We start from the raw sequence: 23,587 nt of genomic DNA on the forward strand, positions 1-23,587 counted from the left end.
GAATTTGTTAATGGAGGTTTTATAATTGGGGATTAAGCGTTTTGTCAGAAAAGGGACTCGGACGAGCGCGGTTGCACTTCTTGCTTTTTCCCTCATGACAACCGGCAGTTTTGCAACCACCAATAATGTAAAGAGCAATACAATTGACCAATTTGATGGCAGTCCGGAACAATGGGAAAATGTTTCACATGTAGCCTTCTCTTCTTCGCAGCATCTAGAAGAGCTAAAAGCTGTTCAAAAAAATGGAAAGTTATATGCGATGGTCAAAGGTCCTGGTCTCGGCTCTAAAGGAACTTGGTATTTAGATATAGATGGGAACGAAAAAACTGGCCTTTCATTCCCATATTGGGATAACAGTACCGGAGTCGATGTAAAAATCGAAAACGGTGAAATTTTGATTGCAAGTGATGGGAATTGGATAAAAACAGGTCTTGCCACAACAGCTTTTGAAGGTTCTACTTATGAGATGGAAGTAGATCTTTCGCAATTTTCTTCCTATGCGAACACGAACCTTAGGATTGCCTTTGCACAGCCGGGAAGTGAGTATTTGCCTTCACCAGGTGGTTTGATGCTTGTGGTACCGCCTCCTGCCGGAGCAGCGTTTGGTCAAGATGTAAAAATCTCAGTAGACGGTGATTTTACGGATTGGGACGGAGTGGAACCCGCGGCATCATCATCAGATAATAAAACGACTCTTTATGCTGCACAGGATGAGGCAAATCTTTATGTCCTTGTAAAGGGGCGAATGGCAGAGTTTAATGATATTTTCATTGACACAGACCGCAGCTCAGACACTGGATACACAGATGCCGGCTGGCCTGGATTTGGGGGAGATTGGTTAATAGAAAATGGAGGACTTTTTAAAAGTACTGGTGCAGGCTGGAATTGGGGACCCGTTGATGGAGCTATGATTAAATATGCGGAAACAGGCTCTGGGGATAATAGGGTAATTGAATATAAAATTCCCTTTTCTGATATAAATCTATCAAAAGCTAGGACGATTACACTGGGGTTAGCTTCAAATGATATTAGAGTACCAGATACGCAACAGAATACTCCTCTTGTCGTACCACCTCTTCCGAAAATATCGGTGGATGGACATTCTGATGAGTGGGAAGGGATACCTGCTATTGCAGGTCAAGGCAAAGTAACATCTATAAAAGCTTTTGCCAGAAATAATAAGATTGCTATTCTAGCACAGGCAGAATCATTTGACGAGGAGACCAATCTTTTTATTGATAGTGATAATAATCCTGAAACCGGATATCAAGGCTGGGAGTATAAACGAACCGGTGCAGATTATCTTGTTCAAAACGGAAATTTATACAAGAGTACAAGTGCGGGTTGGGCGTGGGATTTAATTGGACCAATCCCATGGGTTATAGCAGAAGCAGCACAAACAGGTCAAAAGCTTTTAGAAATGGAGATTGACCTCTCCTCATATTCAAACGCTGCCGAAACTATGCGCGTGGCACTTGGAGTAGGGGGGGACTATGCGCCTGCTTTAGATAGTGAGGGAGAATATGCTCTTGCGACGGGCCCTTCTGGTGGAGCAATAACAACAGATGGGAAGGGTGATGATTGGGCAAATATCGACCAAGGAATAAAAGGTAAAGGAGAAACGATCTCACTTAAGGCAGCGCAGGATGCGAAAAAGGTCTATCTGCTCGTTGAAGGTAAGAATGTTAATACGCAAAACACTTTTTACCTGGATACAGATGCTAATGTCGATACGGGCATAAAAACTACATCATGGAGCAATTTTGGCCCGGATGCAAAGATTCAATACAATCATTTATTCCTGCTTAATAAAAAGCAAAATGATTGGGAAGATAAAGGGCCTGTTCATGCTGAAATTACATCCGATTATGCACTGTTTTATTTTTATCAAGACGAAATTGGCCGGCAAGAGCCTAAACCATTCCGTATCACATATGTTGGAAAAAATGCATACAATCTCCCTGCCTTGGGGCAAAGCCCTTTAGAGTTAACACAAGGAATAAATATGAATCAAAAGACAGTGGGATATGAACCAAAGGAAAACTTTAACGTTTTGAACAACCCATTTATGGGATGGGTTGGTTGGGCTGATACAGATAAGACGCTCGTTCAGCCACATTCACTTGTGTATGCAAACATCACATGGCGTGAACTGGAACCGGAGAAAGGAAAATATAATTGGGAGGAAATTGAAAACAAATTTCAATTCGAAAAGTGGAAGAAGGAAGGTACACGAATAAATCTTCGTTTTGTACTGGATGACCCGGGGAATGGACCTGAAATGGATATTCCCGATTGGCTTTACAATGAATTAATTCAAACTGAAGGGACAGACGGGGCGGGCAAATGGTACGATACTCCCCCATCCGTAGTAGGGAAAGGTTTTTCACCTAATTACAGTAGCCCGGTGTTAATAGCTGAACATGAGAGAGCAATTAAAGCTTTAGCTGAGAGGTATAACAATGACCAAGAAATTGCCTTTGTTCAAATAGGCAGTCTTGGACATTGGGGTGAGTTTCACAATTGGCCGGAGGAAGTTTCAGGGAAATTTCCGAATTTATCAGTTTCAGACCAGTATGTCGGTCATTACCTAAAATATTTCACTAACAAAATGCTGGGTATGAGAAAGCCATTTCCAATTGCTTCAGCTAATAAACTTGGTTTATTCAATGATGTATTTGGCAGCAAAGGCGCAACAGATACGTGGGTTGATTGGACTGTGAATGGCTGGAATGAAATAGGCCCGTATGTTGATAATGGAGAGGATTCTGCAACAGTACAAGGAGCTTCTAAAATGCCTGATTTTTGGAAGTATGCTTATTCAGGAGGAGAATTTCACAGCGGAAATCCGATGTTATCACTATCAGATAGCACCATTATGGAAACTTTAAGACAGGCGAGAGTAAGTCACACGTCCTGGATGGGCCCATCCTCACCTGCCTCTTTAGTAAAAGGGAAGGATGTTACAGACTCTGAGCAGGCGAATATTGATTTACTCCATAATATGATGGGCTACCATTTTGTATTAGAATCAGTCCGCCACGAAAATAAAGCAAGTATTGGGGATCAACTGAATCTATCAATGGACTGGAACAATAAAGGGGTTGCGCCATTCTACTTCGATTGGCCATTTGCAGTTGCCTTAGAAGACAGCCAAGGAAACATAGTAAAGAAAAGCATTCAAAAAATTGAATCAGTTGATATTCGTAATTGGCTGCCAGGAAGGAAATCACTAAATGTTGACTACTCACTTTCAAAAAAACTCAAACCAGGACGGTACACAGTACTGATTGCTATTTTGGATCCGCAAAATAATCAGCCGGGCATTAAACTTGCAGTGGATGGTGAGAGGCCGGATGGCTGGACGCGCCTTGATTCCATCACATTGGCTAGGTAATTAGAAGCCTAAAGTGGGCAAATGCTGAATTTGCCTGCTCTAAAATGGGTTAACAAAAAAGGAGGGGTTTACTTGATTTCAATCAAAAGAAGCTTATTTATCTTAATCTCCTTATTAACACTATTGCTCCCGTTAGCCGCATGCAGTAACAGTGAAACTAGCTCATCAAATGGAGATTCTGATGGTAAAGTGACATTGACCTGGTGGAGCCATGATGGTCCTGCTTTTGTAAAGGCCAATAAACAATTTATTAAGGAGTATGAGGCCAAAAATCCAAATGTACAAATTAAATTACAAATCTTCCCCTATGACGCCTTTATCCAAAAACTAAAAGCGGCTTATGCATCAAAGAATCCCCCTGACCTCGCTCAGGTTTTTGGCAGCTGGGTACCGCAATATTCAAAAAATGCATTGCTTTCCCCTATTCCTGACGATATGAAGGATTGGGCGAAATCTACCTTCTATGAACCTGCCTTAGGTGCCTACACGTTGGATGACAAATTATATGGAATACCACAGGAATATAATATTGAAAATGGCGGTGTATTGGCCAACCCGGACATGTTTAAGAAAGCCGGCCTTGAATATCCAAAAACATGGAACGAACTTATTGACGATGCTAAAAAACTGACCGTGACAAAAAACGGTAAAATTGATATAAAAGGCTTTGACTTCATCAGCGGTGACAATATTACATTTACGTTTTTATCGCTTATTCTTCAGCAAAAAGGAGATTATTGGACGAGTGACGGACATGTTAATTTTACGACACCAGAAGCAATAACAGCCATGGAGGAGCTTAAAAAGTTTGTTACGGATTATAAGGTAACGAATCTCCGTGATTTTAGCGGAAACCTGGATATCTCCGATCTTTTCTATAAAAACAAAGCAGCGATGGTTTATCGCGGACCATGGACAATCGCAGTGGGTAAGGAAAATTATAAAACGGAGAAATTGGATTATATTCCTATTCCATCTTTTACTGACCAACCGCCATACTTTGCAGCTGAATCTGGCTGGGGTGAAATTGTTGCTAAAAGCAGTAAGCATCAAGAAGAAGCCTGGAAGTTTATTCGCTACATGACAGAAAAAGACAAAGCAAAATACTTTAATATCACAACATTTACTGTTCCTGCAAACAAAGAAGCTGCCCAGGATCCGGAATTTTTGAAAGCCTTGCCAAAAATGAAAGCATCCATCGATGTCCTGCCATATGGAAGATTTATTGGGTTAATTGATACAGATTTCTTGAAGAAGACGATTAATGATAACTTCCAGTTGATTGCGGCAGAAAAAACCTCAGTTGAGGATGGACTTAAGAAGATTGAAACCACCATAAATCAAATGCTGGATAAAAAATAACCACTCCTTTGAATGGGAGGCGACTTGGATCACCTCCCATTCTATTGTTTATTTGATAGGAATTATAAACTTGTGAAGGGGGGCCGCACATGTCATCTATTCCCGAAACAACTTCAACCAATTCTGCTCCAAAGGTTAAGGTGAAGAAAAAAGGAAAATCATCTCAAATAAAAGCCCAAAATCGTTTTGTATTCTTTTCATTAACACCCATCATGACATTATTTTTAGTCTTTTCAGTTATTCCAATTGTTTGGGGGCTGGTTTTGTCCTTTTATCAGTATAATGCGCTGGAAGAACATTCCCCATTTATTGGATTGCAAAATTATCGTGATATGCTAAAAGATGATGTTTTTATCAAATCATTCTGGAATACATTTAAATTTGTCATTATTGCTGTTCCTGCCAATATCGTTTTAACTTTAATGATTGCCATTGGTATTAATAAAATTAGAAGCAAGGTCTTTCGAGACCTGTTCAGGACCATTTACTTTCTGCCGTGTATTGCGCCTTTGGCTGGGTCTGCCGTTGTTTGGTCCACGATGTTTAACAAGGATACAGGCCTCTTTAATGTCATTCTTAATTCATTAAATATGCCGAGTGTTGATTGGCTATCCGATCCGGCGATTGCCATGTACTCGGTCATTGCAATGACACTTTGGGCTGACATAGGTTTTAATATTGTCATCTTTATGGCAGGCCTTGATTCGATTCCCAAAATGTTTTATGAAGCTGCTGAATTGGATGGTGCCAACCGCTGGAAGAGCTTTTGGAATATCACCGTTCCTTTGTTAAGCCGTACAACACTTTTTGTAACGATTATGACCTGTCTTTCCTATTTTCAAATGTTTCCTCAATTCCAAATCTTGACGAATGGTGAACCTCAAAATGAAACCCGTGTGCTAGCCTTAAACATCTATGATCACGCATTTAAGTTTATGAATATGGGCTATGCTTCCGCAATCGCATCCGTCTTGTTTGTGATCATCCTGATTATTACGATTATGCAGCTTAAACTGGGAAAATCCCAGTGGGAATATTAGGAGGCAGGGCCATATGAAAAAGAAACTGGATCTTCCTTATTTCTTCTTATTTTTATTCGTCTTTCTCGGTGCTGCCATTATGTTTATCCCATTCATTTGGATGGTGCTGTCTTCGTTTAAAGGCAGTGACGAAATTCTTTCAGGTGCAGCCAATATTTTTCCAAAGAAAATAACTTTTGAAGGATATAAAACAGTTTTTCAGGATGCTCCTTTTGTTCAATGGTTGATTAATAGTTTGATATCTTCCACTCTGATTACACTGGCTACACTTTTTACTAGTGCAATGGCAGGTTACATTTTTGGCAAATTTAAGTTTAGGGGGCAGAAGTTTTCCTTTGTCCTGATTTTAGCGACCATGATGGTTCCCTTTCAAGTCATCATGATCCCAAGATATTTGATTGTTTCTGATTTGGGGTTAATCAATCATTTGACGGCATTAATCATTCCCAATTTAATCAGTGGATTTGGCATTTTCCTGGCGAAACAGTTTATTGAATCAATCCCTAATGATTTAATCGAAGCAGCCAGAATAGATGGGGCGGGAGAATTCCGGACATTCTGGAGTCTAATTTTACCGCAGATAAGACCGGCGTTATCAGCTGTCGGCATCTTTACTTTTATGGGAGCATGGAATGATTATTTATGGCCGTTGATTGTTCTAAACGACCTTAATAAAATGACAGTTCCGCTGGCTTTAGTATTTTTTAACGGACAACATGTTGTGAATTACAATGTGGTAATGTCGGCCGGGGTGTTAATCATGATTCCTGTCGTGATTGTATTTTTATTGTTCCAACGCCAATTCATTAAAGGTATGACGATGACTGGAATGAAATAGGGAGGGACCTTTAATTGAAAAAGAGGAAAATTGTTCTTATTGGTGCAGGCAGTTCTGTATTTACCCAAGGATTAGTCGCTGATTTTATTACTTCTGGGAAAGACTTTGCCCCGCTTGAAATTGGTCTTGTTGATATTGATGAAAAAGCGCTTGATTCCATTACCAAGCTGACGAAAAAAATGGTAGAAGTAAAAGCTGCCGATATGGAGATTCATTCTTCAGTTGATCGACGGGAATTGCTTCCAAATGCCGATGTGGTGATAACCACTATAGCCGTTGGCGGTAGACGAGCTTGGGAAGATGATGTATTCATTCCGAGAAAATATGGAATCTATCAGCCTGTTGGCGATACGACTATGCCAGGTGGAATATCCCGGGCACAGAGAATGATTCCCGTCATGTTAGAGATTGCTAGAGATATACAAGAATTATGTCCCAATGCTTATTTCTTTAACTACTCCAACCCGATGACGGCAATCTGTGCAGCCATCCATAAGGAACTGGGAATGAATGTGATAGGACTATGCCATGGTGTCATCCATGTCGAGCAATACTTGGCGCGTTACTTGGGAAGGAAACTATCAGAAGTTAAATCCATTGGTGTGGGTTTAAACCATCTAACCTTCCTTTACGATATCAGGGTAAGTGGGGAGGATGCGAAACAATTATTAATAGAAAGGTATTATGAGCTGCAAAAAAAAGAGACTCTCCAATATGCTGACAACCCATTCTCTTGGACTTTTTTTGAAAAATATAAAATGTTCCCGGCTGTTTTGGACCGTCATGTCGTGGAGTTTTTCCCGGAACGGTTTGCCAGCGGCGATTATTATGGAAAAAAGCTGGGTGTCGAGGCAATTTCGTTTGAAGATGTTATTGCCGACGGGGACCGAATCTACGAAGAAATGCATGAAATGGCTGACGGCAGACGGGAATTGAACCATCATCTCTTCAAACGGTCTGATGGGGAGCATGAGCAACTGGTTGATATTCTACATTCACTTTACTTCGATGAAAGAAAGATTTTTTCGGTGAATATGCCTAATAATGGCGCCATTCCCAATCTGCCTAGGCATGCAGTCCTTGAGCTTCCGGCAGTTGCCGCAGCAGGAGGTTTTAAACCGCTTTATTTGCCTGATTATCCGTCCATTGCGGCATCCTTTATTAGAAAAAGACTGACGGTCGTGGATTTAACGGTAGAAGCTGCATTGACGGGCGATGTTTCTTTATTTGTAGAGGCGTTACTCGCAGATGGTTCCGTTCAAACAGAGGGTGCTGCATTAAGATTGGCACATGAGTTACTGGAAGCCAATCGAGAGCATCTGCCGCAATATTTTAGCTAAGGAGAAGGTCAAAATGGAGAAAAACATTTTTGTTTTGGGAGAGTTAAACGTCGATTTAATTTTCTCAGGAGAGGACATCACGCCGGAATGGAATCGGGAAAAGCTGGTCGATCATTTTGAACAGGTGCTGGGTTCATCTTCGGCAATCACGGCATGTGTTTTAGCGGGTCTAGGACATTCGGTATATTTTGTTGGTGTCGTCGGGGATGACCCATTCGGCCACTTTTGTATAAATCAGCTAAACACCAAAGGGGTAAAAACTAATTTTGTTACAATAGACCCTAAATTGAAAACAGGTGTAACCCTTTCTTTGTCAACCTCAAAGGATCGGGCGCTCTTGACCTACATGGGTGCGATACCAAAATTGAAAAAAGAATATTTGCCTAAAGGGTTATTTCAAATGGCAGATCACATTCATTTTGGTTCTTACTATTTACAGCAGGATATCAGGCAAAAATGGAAAGAGATTTTTTCAGAAGCCAAAAGATCCGGAGTCAGCACCTCATTCGACACCGGCTGGGACCCGGACAATCAATGGCATTCCAGCGACCTTCTTGAACTGCTTGAGTTTACAGATTTCTTTATCCCGAGTGAAGATGAATTGTTTCATATTTTAAATATCAATCAATTATCGGATATCCCGGAAAATCTTCCTCAAAAGCGTGGCATGGTTGCGGTGAAAAGAGGGAAACACGGTTCAGTTCTGTTTGATAATAATGGTACGTCCCTTCATGTAGAAGCGTTTTTGGTAAACCCGATTGACACAACGGGTGCGGGGGACTCTTTTAATGCAGGGTTAATTTCAGGTTATTTAGCAAATAAAAGGGGGGAGGAATTGCTCCGATTTGCCAATGCCTGTGGTGCTCTAGCAACCTTAAGAATTGGAGGAGCGAGCTCTGTTCCAAGTATGGAAGAGGTAAGCCTATTTCAAAACAGCTTTGCGGGTTAAGTAGTTGATCCACGGTGGTGGAAAGGATGAAAGAGATAAAAAAGCAAATCTTTTCTTTAAAGCTATTATTCTTTGTGTTTGGTGGTACAAATGTATTAATTGGCCCATTTTTACCGCTATATTTTATTCATCAGGGTTTTTCTCCATTAGATGTAGGTTTTATTCTTGGAATCGCTTCCTTGTTTGGTGTCATCGGCCAACCGATATGGGCTTTTTTAAGCGATCGGTTTAAAACGATAAAAAAAATCCTTTTGATATTATTTTTATCGTGTCTAATCATAAGTACTGGGATGTTCATTAGTAAAACACTTCCCGTGGTGCTAATTTTTTCGATTTTATTTTATCTGGTCTGGTCTCCCTCGGGTGTGTTAATTGATAGTATGGCTGTATGGAAAGTAAACACTCTTAAGACAAAATATGGGCATATTCGCTTGTGGTCTTCCATTGGGTTCGCTGGAATTGCTTTATTGGCAGGGCCATTATTGGAGTTTACAGGAATTAACAAGCTAAATCTGATTTATTGGTCCTTTCTAATTATCATTATGGTAACAATTCTTCCAATACAGGAGCAATGGGAATCAACGGAAGCTGTTGAATTGCAAGATATTGTAATGCTGTTTAAAAATAAGGAATTTACTTGGTTCTTAGTCTTGCTTTTTATTTTATCAATCCCTAATGGTTTAAACAGCATGTTCAGCATTCATATGAAGGAGTTGGGGGCGGGTGAGCAGCTAATCGGTTTTGCTACAACTATACTAGCAGCAAGTGAAGTACCCGTTTTTTATTTTTTAGGGAAGCATATAGAAAAATATAAAGAAATACCATTGCTTAGTATTGTATGCATTCTTTATACATTGCGATGGACCTCCACTGCTCTGATCACTTCTCCGGTGATCTTAACGTTTCTTCAAGTCAGTCAAAGTGTAACATTTGCACCCCTATGGCTGATTGCTTTGCAGGCAGTTGTCCGCATGGTACCTGACCATTTACGTAGTACAGGGCAAACAGTTTTGGCCATTACGAGCTTTGGTATAGTGTCTATATTCGGCAATATGGCGGGAGGCTGGCTATTTCAAACATACGGTGGAAGGTTTATGTATTTGACGATGGGGTGTATCACTGCTTTTGCAGCACTTCTCTTTTTCATCACGTTTTTATGGCAGAAAAATTATAAAACTTCCACTAAGCCTAATCGCTATTTTTCATAGCGTATATTAACTATTTCCCTATAACATAAGCAAAGGTCATTGAGCTTCCTCTCAATGACCTTTACTTATTTAAAGAGCTCATTATTTGTATGTACTTAAACCATAATGAATTGCTCCCATATAACCCAGTTTTGCTGATTCGATAATTAACTCATATGCTTCTTCAAACCTAAATTGTTTTTCGAGTAAAACGGCAAGATTTAACATGGAAGGTGGATAACCTAGCTTAACAGCATTTTTATAATAGCTTTCTGCTTTTTTATAATCAGGTAAAATGTTAGAGTATCCAAATTGATAAATTTTACCTAATGTATCTATTGCTTCCGTTTCACCTTGAATTGCAGCATTATTAAGAGAAAGTAGTGCTTGATTAATATCTAAAACAACACCTAAACCTTCAAGATACATAATCCCTTGGTAATAAAGAGCACCAGCATGTCCTTGATCGGCAGCTTCAGAAAAGTATTTGAATGCCTTAAGATAGTCTTTTACCACACCTAATTGGTCATTACCGAAATAGTGGTGTTTTCCCATTTCGAACTCCGCATGAGAGAATCCTTTATTTAGAGTTTGAGTTAAAATCTCTAATGATTCTAAAAAGCTTTCAGCTTCATAGAATCTTTTATATTTCTTAAAAAGGTCCTGAAGAGTATCATTTTCTACCAAAACATGTTCATTATTGAGCATTTTATTGAAGTCACTATTTAATTTAGTTTCACCGATTTTCAAATTATTCCCTCCTAATAGTTTTAGAATATAGTAATTGCTAGTAATATAGATAAATAAAAAAACCATTAGCATCTTGGTTTTTTGTAGGGGAACCTATTTGTTTTTCAAGAGAACAAATGTTTTATAGTAAAATTAGGATGGGTAAATGAACATCCCTCGTATATTCTAAACATGAATATACAAGGGATGCCTAATTAACTTGAATAAAATGCTTGATCATCCATTTACCTGCCATTCACATGAACAGTTAGATAAGGACTGTTTCTCTTTTTTCTTGCTGAATTTCTTTTTCAGCAGCTTCCCACCAACGGTACGAACCGGTTTGGCGTAAATCTGCAACAGAAGAACCAGGTGTCATATCGATTCCTAATTTAACCATATCTAATGAATGTCCATCATCATCATCAAAGTTAGAGCAAATTCGGTAAATATCGTTAAAATCAGCGAATGACATGATCAGGGCCTCCCTTCTTAAAAAGGATTAGGGAATTAAAAATATATTCCCTATATCCTAATTATAAGGTAAAAAGAATCTCTGGAAGAGGAAAAATAATGAATTTATTTTGAATCTTATAATAATTCAGAAAGGAGTTATCCTCTAGTCTGTTGAGATTTTTCTATTCTGATTAAATATTTTCAACGATTGTTGCTACACCTTGGCCTCCGCCCACACATAATGTAGCTAAACCAAAACGATCTTCTCGTTTCTTCATTTCATGAATTAATGACACTAAAATTCTTGCCCCGCTCGCACCAATAGGGTGTCCTAAGGCGATTGCTCCGCCATTAACATTTAACTTTTCTTTATCAAAATGTAATTCACGGTCAACAGCAATGGATTGAGCTGCAAATGCTTCATTTGCCTCAATTAAATCAAGATCTTCTAATGAAAGGGAAGCAGTATTTAAAGCTTTTTTAATTGCTGGAACAGGTCCGATACCCATAATACTTGGGTCCACACCAGCAACTGCATTGGCTTTAATCACTACCAATGGCTTTAGCTGAAGCTCTTCTGCCTTTTTACGGCTCATAACAACTAAAGCAGCTGCACCATCATTAATACCTGAAGCATTACCAGCTGTTACTGATCCATCTTTTTTAAATGCAGGACGAAGTTTTTCTAAGCTTGCAGCGGTTGTTCCAAACTTAGGGAACTCATCCTGGCTGAAGACGGTTACTTGACCTTTACGACCTGGTATCTCAACCGGAACAATTTCATCTGCAAATCTATTAGACTCAATCGCAGCTTGAGCCTTTTGTTGGCTCCATGCAGCAAACTCATCTTGCTCATTTCGTGAGATTTCATACTTTTCTGCAAGATTTTCAGCTGTTACACCCATGTGATAATTATTTTCAGCGCACCATAACCCATCCTGAATCATGCTGTCTAAAATTTTCTGATCTCCCATTTTAAAACCATTGCGGCCGCCTTTTAAGATATATGGTGATTGGCTCATATTTTCCATTCCGCCTGCAACAATTACTTCAGCTTCTCCAGAAAGAATCGCTTGTGTTGCTAAGTGAACGGCTCTTAAACCAGAACCACAAACCATATTAATCGAAATAGCTGGGGATTCCTGAGGAACTCCTGCCGCAAGGGAGGCTTGTCTTGCAGGGTTTTGTCCTGCGCCAGATTGTAACACATTTCCCATAATCACTTGATCAACATGATTAGGAGAAATACCTGCTCTTTCAATCGCCGCTTTGATTGCAGTGGCTCCAAGTTCTTTAACTGAAACATTTTGTAAACTTCCTAGAAAACTTCCAATAGGTGTTCTAACTGCACTAACAATAACAACTTCGTTTACTGACATCCTAATACCTCCCAAAGTAAATATTAATGCTATGTATAATTTCCTCCCATATAATACTACATAAAATTAATAGATTACCCATTAACTATTCGACAAAATCAGAGGCCGCTTTAATAGATTTTATAAAACTTTCTCAGGAAATTCATTATATTTTATGAAGGAATATAGTGGAGGAAAACACTATTGAGTTGCGGTTAAAAGCTTATTCTCTATTTCCTATCCAAACAAAATAAAACGAGTTCCATATATTGATTAGATAGGCGAGAAATTTGTTGAAAAATAGTAAGAATTGTAGAAATAAATTTCTCAACTATCTTCTTTTTTTAGGATATCGACAAAAACATGATTGTTCATATAGTAATAATGTATTGATTATTGAATGGAAAAAGGGAAAAAACATGGATAGGATGTTTTTCCCCTTTCAGCTTTGATATCAAATCTATATATTTCAAAAATTAACTTTATATAACCAAGCCTCCATCAACACTTAAAACAGTGCCATTAATATATTTTGCATCATCTGATGCCAAGAAAAGGTAGGCTGCTGCAATATCCTCTGGTTTACCGAGTTTTTTTAGTGGGGTTTTATCTTTCATATAATTGAGTACCTTTTCTGGAACCGCGGCAGTCATGCCAGTTTCTATGAAACCAGGTGCAACCGCATTTACTCTAATTCCCTTTGGTCCAAATTCTTTTCCCCAGCTTTTAGTTAATCCGATTACGCCAGCTTTTGTCGCAGCATAATTAGTTTGACCAATATTACCGTATAGACCGACGACAGAAGATGCATTAAGGATGACACCCGATCCTTGTTTCAACATAATCGGGGCGACCGCTTTGGTGCATTTAAAAACCCCAGATAAGTTAACTGAAATGACTTTTTCCCAATCCGATTCCTCCATCTTTGTAAGAAATCCGTCAAGGGTAATCCCCGCATTGTTTATTAAAACGTCGATTTTACTATGCTTTTGAACAATAGCTTCAACCATTCCTTCAATCTGTGAGCTATCTGTTACATTGACTTGAAAAAATTCTGCTTTTTCATCATTTAATTCTTCTAATGCCTTTCTGCCAGCAGATTCATCATAATCACAAATAATCACATTCGCTCCTTCGATTAAAAATTTCTTTGCAGTTTCTTTTCCAATTCCTTGAGCTCCGCCAGTAATTAAAACAACGCTTTCACTAAACTTCAAACCATCCACCTCTTTTTTAAAATTTTTCTTAAACCAGAAATCTGAAGAGAAACAAATACAGTCTGAAATTTTGTCTAATTTGTGAACAAAAAAAACAACGAACGCGATAAATTTGTCGATACTTGTTGAAAAAACAGGTATTGCGTGACCACAAAACAATCATATATTCTAAAAAAAACAATCGCGATTTGCTAAAAATACTATTCAACTTATAACAAAAATAGAACAAATGAAAATTTAATCACCAAAAAAAACGGATTTTGTAAACGCTTAAACCGTTTCTATTATTGGGTTTTGAGGAGTTTTAAAAAAATTCTATATATGTAATCAACATAGAGGTTAGAAAAATGTCGTAAATTGCAATAATATTTTTAGATTATTTTTAATGTTTGTTCTTTAATTGTTTGAAAGATGTTAGTATGATAAAAATGTCGAGAAAAATTACAAGGAGGAATTAAATTGACTACAGATTTTAACATTCTTGATATGTGGAAGGATCTTTATAACCAGTCCAGTAAACTTTATGATGAGAAAATAACTGAATCTTTTCCATCCCAAGGCATTGGACAAATTTTGGACATGAATCTACAATTTAAGAAATTAATGGACGAAACAACAGAGAAGTATTTAGAACTCGGGAATATGCCATCACGCAAGGACCTTGCAAACTTGTCCTCTCAAATTGTCAATGTTGATGCAAAAGTTGACAGTTTAGAAGAGTTACTTGAGGATAAACTCGAGACCCTTGACAATCAGGTGTCATTTAAAAGCGAATTAACAGAATTAAAAACCGAAATGAAGAATCTTGATAAAAAGCTAAACCAAATTCTTTCTATTTTAAAGACTAAAGAATAATTTACATACTAACATCTAATGGGGGATGAAAATCATGACAAACTTAAATGGCAAAGTAGCAATCGTAACAGGTGGCAGCAGAGGCATTGGTGCAGCAATATCAATGGAACTTGCAAGACAAGGTGTAAAAGTGGTTCTTAACTTTGTTTCTCGTGAAGAATTAGCTGAAAAGATGGTCGCAGATATAAATGAGATCGGCGGAGAAGCATATGCTGTCCGGGCAGATGTTTCTAATAGTGAAGAAGCAGCTCATCTTGTCCAGGAAGCAATCGATCATTATGGCCGATTAGATATTTTGGTTAACAATGCAGGGATTACAAGAGATAGTACATTCAAAAAATTAAGTTCTGAAGACTGGAGAAAGGTAATTGATGTTAATTTAAACAGTGTTTACAATACTACATCTGCTGCATTGCCTTATCTTTTGGAATCAGATGCAGGCCGCATTATCAACATTTCATCTATTATTGGACAAGCAGGCGGTTTTGGACAAACCAACTATGCTGCAGCAAAAGCCGGCCTTATCGGTTATACAAAATCACTTGCTCTTGAATTAGCAAAATCCAATGTGACCGTAAATGCCATTTGCCCAGGATTTATCGGTACAGAAATGGTTCAAGCTATTCCAGAAAAGGTATTAGCTGGTATTGTAGAAAAAGTTCCTCAAAAACGTCTAGGAAAACCGGAAGAAGTTGCTCGTGGAGTGGCATTCCTATGCAAAGATGGAAGCTATATTACTGGACAGCAGCTTAATATTAATGGCGGACTATACATGTAACTGTCATGAATTCAACTTTTTCTGTATATAGTAAATAATGACTGAAATAAAGGAAGGAGTGAACAACATGAGCCTAGTTGCAGAAAAAGACTGGGACATGCTTCTTGATTTCTTCCCAGAAGAATATGGGAAGCAGATTAAGCGTGTTATTAAGGCAACTCAAGTGTTAACCGTTGATCCAAAGCCAGAAGTAGGACCTACCCCTAAAGAGGTGGTATGGACTAAAAATAAAACAAAACTTTATCGTTATATTTCTGAACAACCGAAAAAACATAAAATCCCATTACTGATGGTTTATGCATTAATCAATAAACCATACGTTTTGGACTTAACTAAGGGCGGTAGTTTAATAGAATATCTAGTTAATAATGGCTTTGACGTCTATCTACTGGATTGGGGTACACCAGGCTATGAAGATAGAAATATGAAACTAGATGATTTTATTATCGACTATATCCCCCGAGCAGTTAAAAAAGTGTTAAAGACATCAAATGCTGATGAATTATCTATTCTTGGTTATTGCATGGGCGGTACAATGACGTCTATTTTTGCGGCCCTTTACCCTGAATTGCCAATTCGTAATCTGGTCTTTATGACAAGTCCGTTCGATTTTGAGGATTCAGGTTCTTATGGTGAAATGTTAAATGAGAAATACTTTAATATTGATAAAGTAGTAGATACCATGGGTGTCATTCCTCCTGAAATGATTGACTATGGAAACAAACTGTCAAAGCCAATGGCTAATTTCTATGGTCCATTTATAAGCCTTGTTGACCGTGCGGATAATGAGAGTTTTGTAAAAAGCTTTCAACTTCTGCAAAAATGGCTTAACGACGGCATTCCATTCCCTGGTGAATCTTATCGTCAATGGATAAGAGATTTTTATCAGAAAAACAAGCTGATTAAAGGGGAATTGGTTGTTCGCGGCCGAAAAGTTGATTTGAAAAATATCACTGCTAATGTACTGAATTTAGCAGGCCAAAATGATCTCATTGCCCAGCCGCATATGGTAGAAGCCTTAATGGACGCTATTTCTAGTAAAGACAAACAGTTTAATAATCTTCCTGTGGGTCACACGTCTATTACATTTGGCAGACAAGCTTCAAAGATTACTTACCCAACTATTGGCGACTGGCTTGCAGAACGTTCAAATTAATTATTAAGCTTTAATCATTGTTTACCCAAAGTGAGTGACTTTATGCACTCACTTTTTATATAGGTAAGAAAAATTATAATAAATTATCAGATAATTCACAAGAAAAATATTTTAAGAAATGTTTTTGAAAAAAAGTAATATTCCTACTTTACTTATAGGATTAATTAGGTTAAGATTTAGAAAATCAAAAAGATATTGAAGCTGATTGGTCGACCAAAGGCTCCTACACGCATAATGCGGATAGGAGCCTTTTTATTTCCAGTAGTTTTGCCCAGCTTATAAACAATGCTTCATTGGAAATCAAAAGGGGGTCTCCTAATTTGAACATTGATCATCTTGAAGCTTTTTTGTATGTGGTTCGTTTGGAAAGTATTCACAAAGCAGCGGAATTGCTCTTTTTATCACAGCCAACTGTTACAGCGAGAATTAAAACATTAGAGCAGGATCTTGGCATCGAATTATTTTTACGAAGAGGGAGGAGTTTGACATTATCTGAGGAGGGAAAGTCTTTTATTCCGTATGCAGAACAAATCATCAATACCTATCAGCAAGGTAAGAAATTATTAAAAAAAGAAAATCATCCAGAGGAAATTGTGATTGGTGCGAATATCATTACATCACAATATTTTATTCCATTTGCCCTGCCAATCTTAAAAAAGCAACATCCTCAGCTTCGCTTTAAATTTATTTCAGTCTCAAACGAGGCATTGTTGGAAAAACTTTTGCAGAAGCAAGTCGATATCGCTCTCATGAAGGATGTATCTAATCATGGTGTTCAAAAGCATAAGCTTCTAAATAATTCTGTGAAATTAGTAGTTTATCCTGGACACTCGTTTCAGTATCAAGAGAAAATTTCTGTTCGAGAATTAGCCAATGAACAAATGGTATTTTTTGAATGTGGAGCTTTTGACTGGAATAGAGTCTTTCACTTATTTGAGGGGGCCAAAGTTGAACCAAAAGTAGATTTTCTTGTTGACCACCTCGAAGTAGCAAAATCTATTATTCTAAGTAAAAATGGCATTGGATTTTTACCATCCTTAAGTATTAAAGAGGAGCTTCGGCGGGGCGAACTGATTGAAATAGATACTTCCCATATGCTTCAGATTAATCAGCATATTTTTGCTGCACATTTAATTAGTGGTTTTGGCTATTCGAAAATCTGGGAAGATATTCTTTTGTCTGTGAAAGAATTTGAATATCAAAGTTTTCCGTTGTAATTGAATTTATTAATTGTAAGTTTAAATTTTTCTATCAGCCAGTGTATTGCCATTTCAAACTTCTTAATGATAGGATGATGTCAATAATCAAATAAACATTTTTCAGAGAATCCTGTTCTAAATCCTACTATTCTTGTGTGTATTCTTGGGTATATTGGAGGGATAAGTATGAAAGTACAAAGTGCAAATGTGAGACCATTTTTTAAAAACCAGGAGCGAAAATCCTTCGAACATTATAAATATCTAAATATGCCAGATTTACAGTTTTTTAGTTGGTGTAATCAACAATATAAGGTTAATCGAGGTGTATATAATACCATTGATCAATGGTTTTACGATTTTGGGATTGATAATATTTATAGCCGCAGGATTCAGCTTTTGGCCTTCCTAGATTCTGTTAAAGAGGAGTTAATCGAATCGAATCAATCAAAATTTATACGATTTGGACATGGCGGGCTTACAAAGAGGTTAAATGATTTTATTCAAGCTAATGGGTAGATTTAAAAAAATTAATACTAATAGATTTTTTCATTCAAAAGAAGATTTTTTCCAATTAGTGAAAGTATTGTTAGGTAATCATTTTCAGTGATAGGATAAAAAACAATACAAGAACACACTTTTCTAATCGGTAAAGCCGGAATAAAACGGAGGGAAAGGTAAATGAGTTATAAATTAAGTATATTAGATCAGAGCCCGATATTTCCTGGAACCCATGCTACTCATGCGTTGCAGCAGACAGTTTTACTTGCACAAAAAGCTGAAGAATGGGGGTATACACGTTTTTGGGTTTCAGAGCATCATAATGCTGAACAATTGGCAGGATCGTCACCAGAAGTATTAATTTCTTATTTATTGGCTCAAACAAAGACCATTCAAGTTGGTTCAGGAGGAGTGATGCTTCAGCATTACAGTCCTTATAAGGTGGCAGAAAATTTCCATGTCTTATCAAACCTGGCACCTGGAAGAGTAGACCTTGGGGTTGGGAAAGCACCAGGTGGTCTTCCGTTGTCAACAAAGGCTCTGCAGCATGGAACGGTCAATGATGGAAAGGATTTTTCAGAACGGCTATCTTTATTAATTAAATTTATTGAAAATTCAGTAAAAAACAAACACCCACTCGCAGGGATAAAAGCCACACCCATTCCCCCGGTAAAACCTGAAATCTTTTTACTAGGAGCAAGTACAGCTAGTGCCAAGCTTGCGGCTAATCTTTGCATATCCTTTGTTTTTGCAAAATTTATCAATAGTGATGAACATGTACTGGAAGAGGCAGCAAACATCTATAGGAAAGGTTTTCCTAATGGGAGATTTGTCATTTCTTTAGCCATCATTGCTGCACCTACTCAACAAGAAGCAGACCAATTAATAGGGCAAAGAAAAATAGTAAAGGTTCATCTTCAAAGCGGACGGAAGGTGACTGTACAATCACCTGAACAAGCAAAAATTTTTGGAGAGCAATCAGGTGAGTCATATGAGATTACAGAACAAGAAGCAGACATTATTGCAGGGACACCTAGTTATATAAAGGAAGTTTTAAATCAACTGCAACAAACGTATCAGGTGGATGAATTTATTCTACATACACCAATTGAGCAAGAAAAAGAAAGATTTCGATCGTTTCAGCTGTTAAGCCCCTTAAATGTTTTCCAGCCTATTAATCGATAGTGAAATGGAAGATTTTTTACAATATAAAACCAACTATTTTTATAGGAATTGTAAACAATAAAACTGGAAGGCAGGATCACGAATGTCAAATAAAAAGCAATTAAAACTAGGGACGATCATTCATGGTGTGGGAGGAAATATTGCTGCTTGGAGGCATCCAGAGGTATTAACAGATGCCAGTGTAAATTTTGATTTTTATAAGGAGCAAGCACAAAAGTCAGAAAAGGCAAAGTTTGATTTTATCTTTATTGCGGATGGCTTGCATATTAACGATAAATCTTTGCCCCATTTTTTGAATAGGTTTGAACCTCTGACTATTCTATCTGCACTAGCAGCAGTGACTTCACACATTGGTCTAGCAGGAACTGTATCCACTTCTTATAGTGAACCTTTTAATATTGCACGTCAATTTTCTTCCGTTGATCATATTAGTAAAGGCCGGGCTGGCTGGAATGTTGTTACCTCTCCTTTGGAGAAAACTTCTTTAAACTTTAGCAAAACGATTGAAGAACACCCCGACCATGCCAAACGTTATCGAATTGCTGCAGAATACTTGGAGGTAGCAAAAGGATTATGGGATTCATGGGGAGATGATGCATTTATTCGAGACAAAGATTCAGGTGTGTTCTTTGATCCTGAAAAATTACATCAACTTAATCACAAAGGGGAATTTTTCTCGGTACAAGGTCCACTTAATATTGGGAGATCGAAGCAAGGGCGGCCAATTATCTTTCAAGCAGGTTCATCTGAAGCAGGAAAGGACCTAGCAGCGAGAGAAGCTGATGCTGTATTTACGGGTCATCCAACATTAGAGGAAGCTAAGAAATTTTATCATGATGTGAAAAACAGAGCGGCTGCCTTTGGCAGGAATCCCGATGAAATCCTGATTTTACCTGGAATTGAGCCCATCGTTGGAAGGACAGAAGAAGAGGCGGAGCAGAAATATCAAGAGATTGCTAATTTAGTATCGATTGAACAGGCACTTAATTATTTAGGACGCTTTTTCGAGCATCATGATTTTTCACAGTATCCATTAGATGAACCATTTCCGGAATTAGGTGATTTAGGTTCCAATAGCTTCAAAAGTGGAACAGATCGTATTAAGCAGGAGGCAAGGGAACAAAAGTTAACACTTAGACAAGTAGCTCTACAATCAGCAACACCGCGTACTCCGTTTATTGGAACACCTGAGAAGGTTGCGGACCGCATTCAGGAGTGGTTTGACAGTAAGGGGGCAGACGGATTTATTATCCATTTTAATGTCCCTAGTCATCTATCAAGTTTTATTGATCATGTTGTACCAATCCTTCAGGAACGTAATCTTTTCCGGAAGGAGTATGAAGCAGAAACATTGCGTGGGAACTTGGGACTTCCCTACCCAGAAAATCGTTATGTGAAAAATACGATCAAAACTAGATAAGGGGCGTTGGATATGAAACTCAAACAATGGAAAAACCTACTACCTATCTCATTAGCATTTTTACTCTTGCTATCAGGGTGTGCTAGCAGTACTGGGACAAAAAATAATTCGCAAGAAGCCAATGCAAAGGATGCGACACAACCCCAATCGGGAGGCGAATTGACCTATGCACTTGCTACATCTCCTGATTCACTTGATCCCGCTAGGAGTGGTTTAGCTGTTGCTGTTCGTGCATTTAGAACCATTTTTGACAGCTTAGTGGTTCAGGCACCAGACAATACGATAAAGCCTTGGCTTGCAACAGAATGGACAGTTTCGGATGATGGAAAAACTTATACGTTTAAGCTGCGGAAGGACGTCAAGTTTCAGGATGGAACCCCTTTTAATGCGGAGGCAGTTAAATATAGTTTTGACCGAATTATAGATCCAAAAACCCAAGCAAAAAATGCGGTTGCCCTTCTGAAACCCTATCAATCGTCAGAAGTGGTTGATGATTACACGATCAAAATTAATCTTACAACTCCATCCACTGCGTTTTTAAGTAACCTAAGCCAGGCCATGCTTGGGATTGTATCTCCGACCGCGTCAGAAAAGTATGGTGATCAGTTTGGCAAAAATCCGGTAGGAACTGGACCATATAAGTTTGTCAGTTGGACCGATAATGCCGACATTGTGGTTGCAAAAAATAAGGATTATCATTGGGGCCCTTCTATAGTAGAAAACAAAGATGCACCTTATCTTGATAAAATAACCTTTAAAATTATTCCAGAGGAGGCAACTCGTATCGGCAGTGTCCAAAGCGGGCAAGTTCTTGCGGCAGAAACAGTACCACCGCAAAATATTCTCTCATTAAAGAATGATCCTAACACTCAATTGCTTCGTGTGAACACAATTGGTTTACCATATACCCTCTTTTTTAATCAAAGAAGGGCTCCGTGGAATGATGTGAAAGCACGGAAAGCAGTTCAGCTGGCAGTTGATGTGGATGCGATTGTAAAAACACTTTACTTGGATACCTATTCAAGAGCATGGTCTCCACTCTCACCAGGTATTTTTGGTTATGATAAATCTCTTGAAAATGGCAGTAAGCTTGATGTAAAGAAGGCTAATCAACTCCTTGATGAAATAGGCTATGTAAAAGGGGCGGACGGGTTACGTGAGAAGGATGGAAAGAAACTGACATTAACATATGTTGATGGTACTCCAAATCGTGAGAAGAGAAATGATATCGCCGTTATGGTCCAGCAGCAGTTAAAAAAGATTGGAGTTAAGGTGGAAATTAATATTACAAAGGATATTGCTTCAATAGTTCAACAGAAAGCCGATTATGATTTGTATGGAAATAGTCAAGTTAATTCAGACCCCAATGCATTGCGAGCCTTTTATCACTCAACAACTCCAGAACAGGAGGCAACTGTAAAGAGGTTGGGTGGCGGTTCCGATACAGAAATAGATCAATGGTTGGAAGCTGGTACAGTTGAAACAGACTTAGCAAAAAGAGAAGAGTACTATAAAAAAGTGCAACAAAAAATCATTGATCAAGCATGGATACTTCCTATTTATGTTTTCCCTTATACGGTTGCAGCATCTAAGAATGTAAACGGGATTAAATTCGATTCATTAGGTTATCCGTTATTTAATGATGCAAATATTAAGCAATAATGGAATGGAGCTGAGAAATGTGGCACTTGCCAACAAGATTCTTTTAAAAATCTCATCTGCACTAGTTTCCATTTTTGGCTCCCTTATCCTTGTTTTTTTCATCATCTATTTGCTGCCAGGTGATCCAGTGCTATCTATGCTGGATCCCTCTACGGCATCAGCTGAAACGGTAGCCAATCTACGCAAGGAACTAGGGTTTGATCAACCAATTTATATTCAATTTGCTGATTATTTTTTAAACGTTCTCCATGGGAATTTTGGTCAATCTATCATCAATAGTGAACCGGTCCTGCCTAAAGTCTTAGAACATTTTCCAGCCACACTTACTCTTACACTTACGAGTGCCATATTTTCTATTGCAATTGGACTACTATTTGGAGTGCTCTCGGCAATATACAGGAATAAATGGGTTGATTTTATTGCTAGGTTAATAGGTTTGTTTGGAATTTCAATGCCAACATTTTGGTCAGGCATTTTATTAATTCTTATCTTTTCTGTCTTTTTAAACTGGCTTCCTGCTATGGGATCAGATGGGTGGCAGACACTTGTTCTTCCATCACTTTCACTGGGGTTTGTAGGTGCAGGTTTAATCATTCGGATGGTTAGAACCAGCATGCTCGAAGTAATAAATGAGCAATTTATTGTGACGCTTCGTGCGAAAGGACTTTCCGAACGGATAATTATGTATCAACATGCCCTTAGAAATGCTTTAATTCCAGCGATTACAATTATCGGCATTAATATTGGAGAATTAATGGCTGGTACTGTCGTCATCGAAACCGTTTTTTCAAGGCAGGGGATTGGCAGAATTGTTGCGGATGCTATCATGGCAAAAGATTTACCTGTTATCCAGGGAGTTGTGTTTTTTAGTGCGATGGTTTATGTCATTATCAATTTATTAGTTGACTTATCCTATTCATTTATTGATCCACGGGTACGGAGATCTGATCAAAGGTAAAGG

General features: G+C 38.2%; 20 protein-coding genes. 16 read left to right on the forward strand and 4 right to left on the reverse strand.

The genetic code is table 11. From position 1 onward, the window contains the following. Positions 1-25: 25 nt before the first annotated feature. From CVD27_RS10150 to CVD27_RS10180, 7 genes are all read left to right on the forward strand, one after another. Entirely contained in the window at positions 26-3,397 is a 3,372-nt protein-coding gene (locus CVD27_RS10150; RefSeq protein WP_101647794.1) for a DUF4832 domain-containing protein, read from the forward strand. Positions 3,398-3,469: 72 nt separating this feature from the next. Beyond that, on the forward strand, positions 3,470-4,759 hold the full coding sequence (locus CVD27_RS10155; protein ID WP_257984320.1) for an ABC transporter substrate-binding protein: 1,290 nt from the start codon (positions 3,470-3,472) through the stop codon (positions 4,757-4,759). Positions 4,760-4,848: 89 nt separating this feature from the next. Continuing rightward, on the forward strand, positions 4,849-5,799 hold the full coding sequence (locus tag CVD27_RS10160) for a carbohydrate ABC transporter permease (RefSeq protein WP_101647796.1): 951 nt from the start codon (positions 4,849-4,851) through the stop codon (positions 5,797-5,799). A 13-nt stretch (positions 5,800-5,812) separates the two neighbouring features. Beyond that, complete coding sequence (locus CVD27_RS10165) at positions 5,813-6,637, forward strand: carbohydrate ABC transporter permease (RefSeq protein WP_101647797.1); 825 nt, start codon at positions 5,813-5,815, stop codon at positions 6,635-6,637. A 14-nt stretch (positions 6,638-6,651) separates the two neighbouring features. Further along, a complete protein-coding gene (locus tag CVD27_RS10170; RefSeq protein WP_101647798.1) occupies positions 6,652-7,977 on the forward strand; it encodes a family 4 glycosyl hydrolase in 1,326 nt (441 codons plus the stop codon). A 13-nt stretch (positions 7,978-7,990) separates the two neighbouring features. Then, the gene (locus tag CVD27_RS10175; RefSeq protein WP_101647799.1) at positions 7,991-8,926 is read left to right on the forward strand and encodes a carbohydrate kinase family protein; all 936 of its coding nucleotides are present in this window, start codon (positions 7,991-7,993) and stop codon (positions 8,924-8,926) included. 26 nt (positions 8,927-8,952) lie between these two features. Continuing rightward, entirely contained in the window at positions 8,953-10,134 is a 1,182-nt protein-coding gene (locus tag CVD27_RS10180) for an MFS transporter (protein ID WP_101647800.1), read from the forward strand. Positions 10,135-10,215: 81 nt separating this feature from the next. On the opposite strand, the gene CVD27_RS10185 is transcribed toward CVD27_RS10180, so the two are convergent. From CVD27_RS10185 to fabG, 4 genes are all read right to left on the reverse strand, one after another. Further along, positions 10,216-10,863, reverse strand: a complete 648-nt coding sequence (locus CVD27_RS10185; RefSeq protein WP_180960219.1) for a tetratricopeptide repeat protein — start codon at positions 10,861-10,863, stop codon at positions 10,216-10,218. A 247-nt stretch (positions 10,864-11,110) separates the two neighbouring features. Beyond that, on the reverse strand, positions 11,111-11,317 hold the full coding sequence (locus CVD27_RS10190) for a hypothetical protein (protein ID WP_101647802.1): 207 nt from the start codon (positions 11,315-11,317) through the stop codon (positions 11,111-11,113). A gap of 172 nt (positions 11,318-11,489) precedes the next feature. Beyond that, positions 11,490-12,677, reverse strand: a complete 1,188-nt coding sequence (locus tag CVD27_RS10195; RefSeq protein WP_101647803.1) for an acetyl-CoA C-acetyltransferase — start codon at positions 12,675-12,677, stop codon at positions 11,490-11,492. A 461-nt stretch (positions 12,678-13,138) separates the two neighbouring features. Further along, entirely contained in the window at positions 13,139-13,873 is a 735-nt protein-coding gene (gene fabG / locus CVD27_RS10200) for a 3-oxoacyl-[acyl-carrier-protein] reductase (RefSeq protein WP_101647804.1), read from the reverse strand. 459 nt (positions 13,874-14,332) lie between these two features. Here fabG and CVD27_RS10205 point away from each other — a divergent pair, with 459 nt between their 5' ends. The 9 genes from CVD27_RS10205 (at position 14,333) to CVD27_RS10245 (ending at position 23,584) form a co-directional block, all read left to right on the forward strand. Beyond that, positions 14,333-14,728: a polyhydroxyalkanoic acid synthase subunit PhaR gene (locus CVD27_RS10205; protein ID WP_101647805.1), complete on the forward strand. Its 396-nt coding sequence runs from the start codon at positions 14,333-14,335 to the stop codon at positions 14,726-14,728. Between the two features lie 34 nt (positions 14,729-14,762). Beyond that, the gene (phbB, locus tag CVD27_RS10210) at positions 14,763-15,506 is read left to right on the forward strand and encodes an acetoacetyl-CoA reductase (RefSeq protein ID WP_101647806.1); all 744 of its coding nucleotides are present in this window, start codon (positions 14,763-14,765) and stop codon (positions 15,504-15,506) included. 67 nt (positions 15,507-15,573) lie between these two features. Next, positions 15,574-16,662, forward strand: coding sequence for a class III poly(R)-hydroxyalkanoic acid synthase subunit PhaC (phaC, locus tag CVD27_RS10215; protein WP_101647807.1), 1,089 nt, complete (start codon positions 15,574-15,576; stop codon positions 16,660-16,662). Positions 16,663-16,982: 320 nt separating this feature from the next. Beyond that, positions 16,983-17,879 (forward strand): LysR family transcriptional regulator, encoded by an 897-nt coding sequence (locus CVD27_RS10220; protein WP_101647808.1) that lies wholly within the window; start codon positions 16,983-16,985, stop codon positions 17,877-17,879. A gap of 168 nt (positions 17,880-18,047) precedes the next feature. After that, the gene (locus tag CVD27_RS10225) at positions 18,048-18,377 is read left to right on the forward strand and encodes a hypothetical protein (protein ID WP_257984321.1); all 330 of its coding nucleotides are present in this window, start codon (positions 18,048-18,050) and stop codon (positions 18,375-18,377) included. A gap of 162 nt (positions 18,378-18,539) precedes the next feature. Then, positions 18,540-19,544: an LLM class flavin-dependent oxidoreductase gene (locus tag CVD27_RS10230; RefSeq protein WP_101647809.1), complete on the forward strand. Its 1,005-nt coding sequence runs from the start codon at positions 18,540-18,542 to the stop codon at positions 19,542-19,544. Positions 19,545-19,626: 82 nt separating this feature from the next. Continuing rightward, positions 19,627-20,964, forward strand: coding sequence for an LLM class flavin-dependent oxidoreductase (locus CVD27_RS10235; RefSeq protein ID WP_101647810.1), 1,338 nt, complete (start codon positions 19,627-19,629; stop codon positions 20,962-20,964). Between the two features lie 12 nt (positions 20,965-20,976). Continuing rightward, positions 20,977-22,626, forward strand: coding sequence for an ABC transporter substrate-binding protein (locus tag CVD27_RS10240; protein ID WP_101647811.1), 1,650 nt, complete (start codon positions 20,977-20,979; stop codon positions 22,624-22,626). Then, positions 22,604-23,584, forward strand: a complete 981-nt coding sequence (locus CVD27_RS10245) for an ABC transporter permease (protein ID WP_374703062.1) — start codon at positions 22,604-22,606, stop codon at positions 23,582-23,584. Before CVD27_RS10240 ends, CVD27_RS10245 begins: the two co-directional genes overlap by 23 nt. Positions 23,585-23,587 lie beyond the last annotated feature (3 nt).

This window comes from Neobacillus cucumis (assembly GCF_002860255.1).
GTDB classification, from domain to species: Bacteria; Bacillota; Bacilli; order Bacillales; family Cytobacillaceae; genus Neobacillus; species Neobacillus cucumis_A.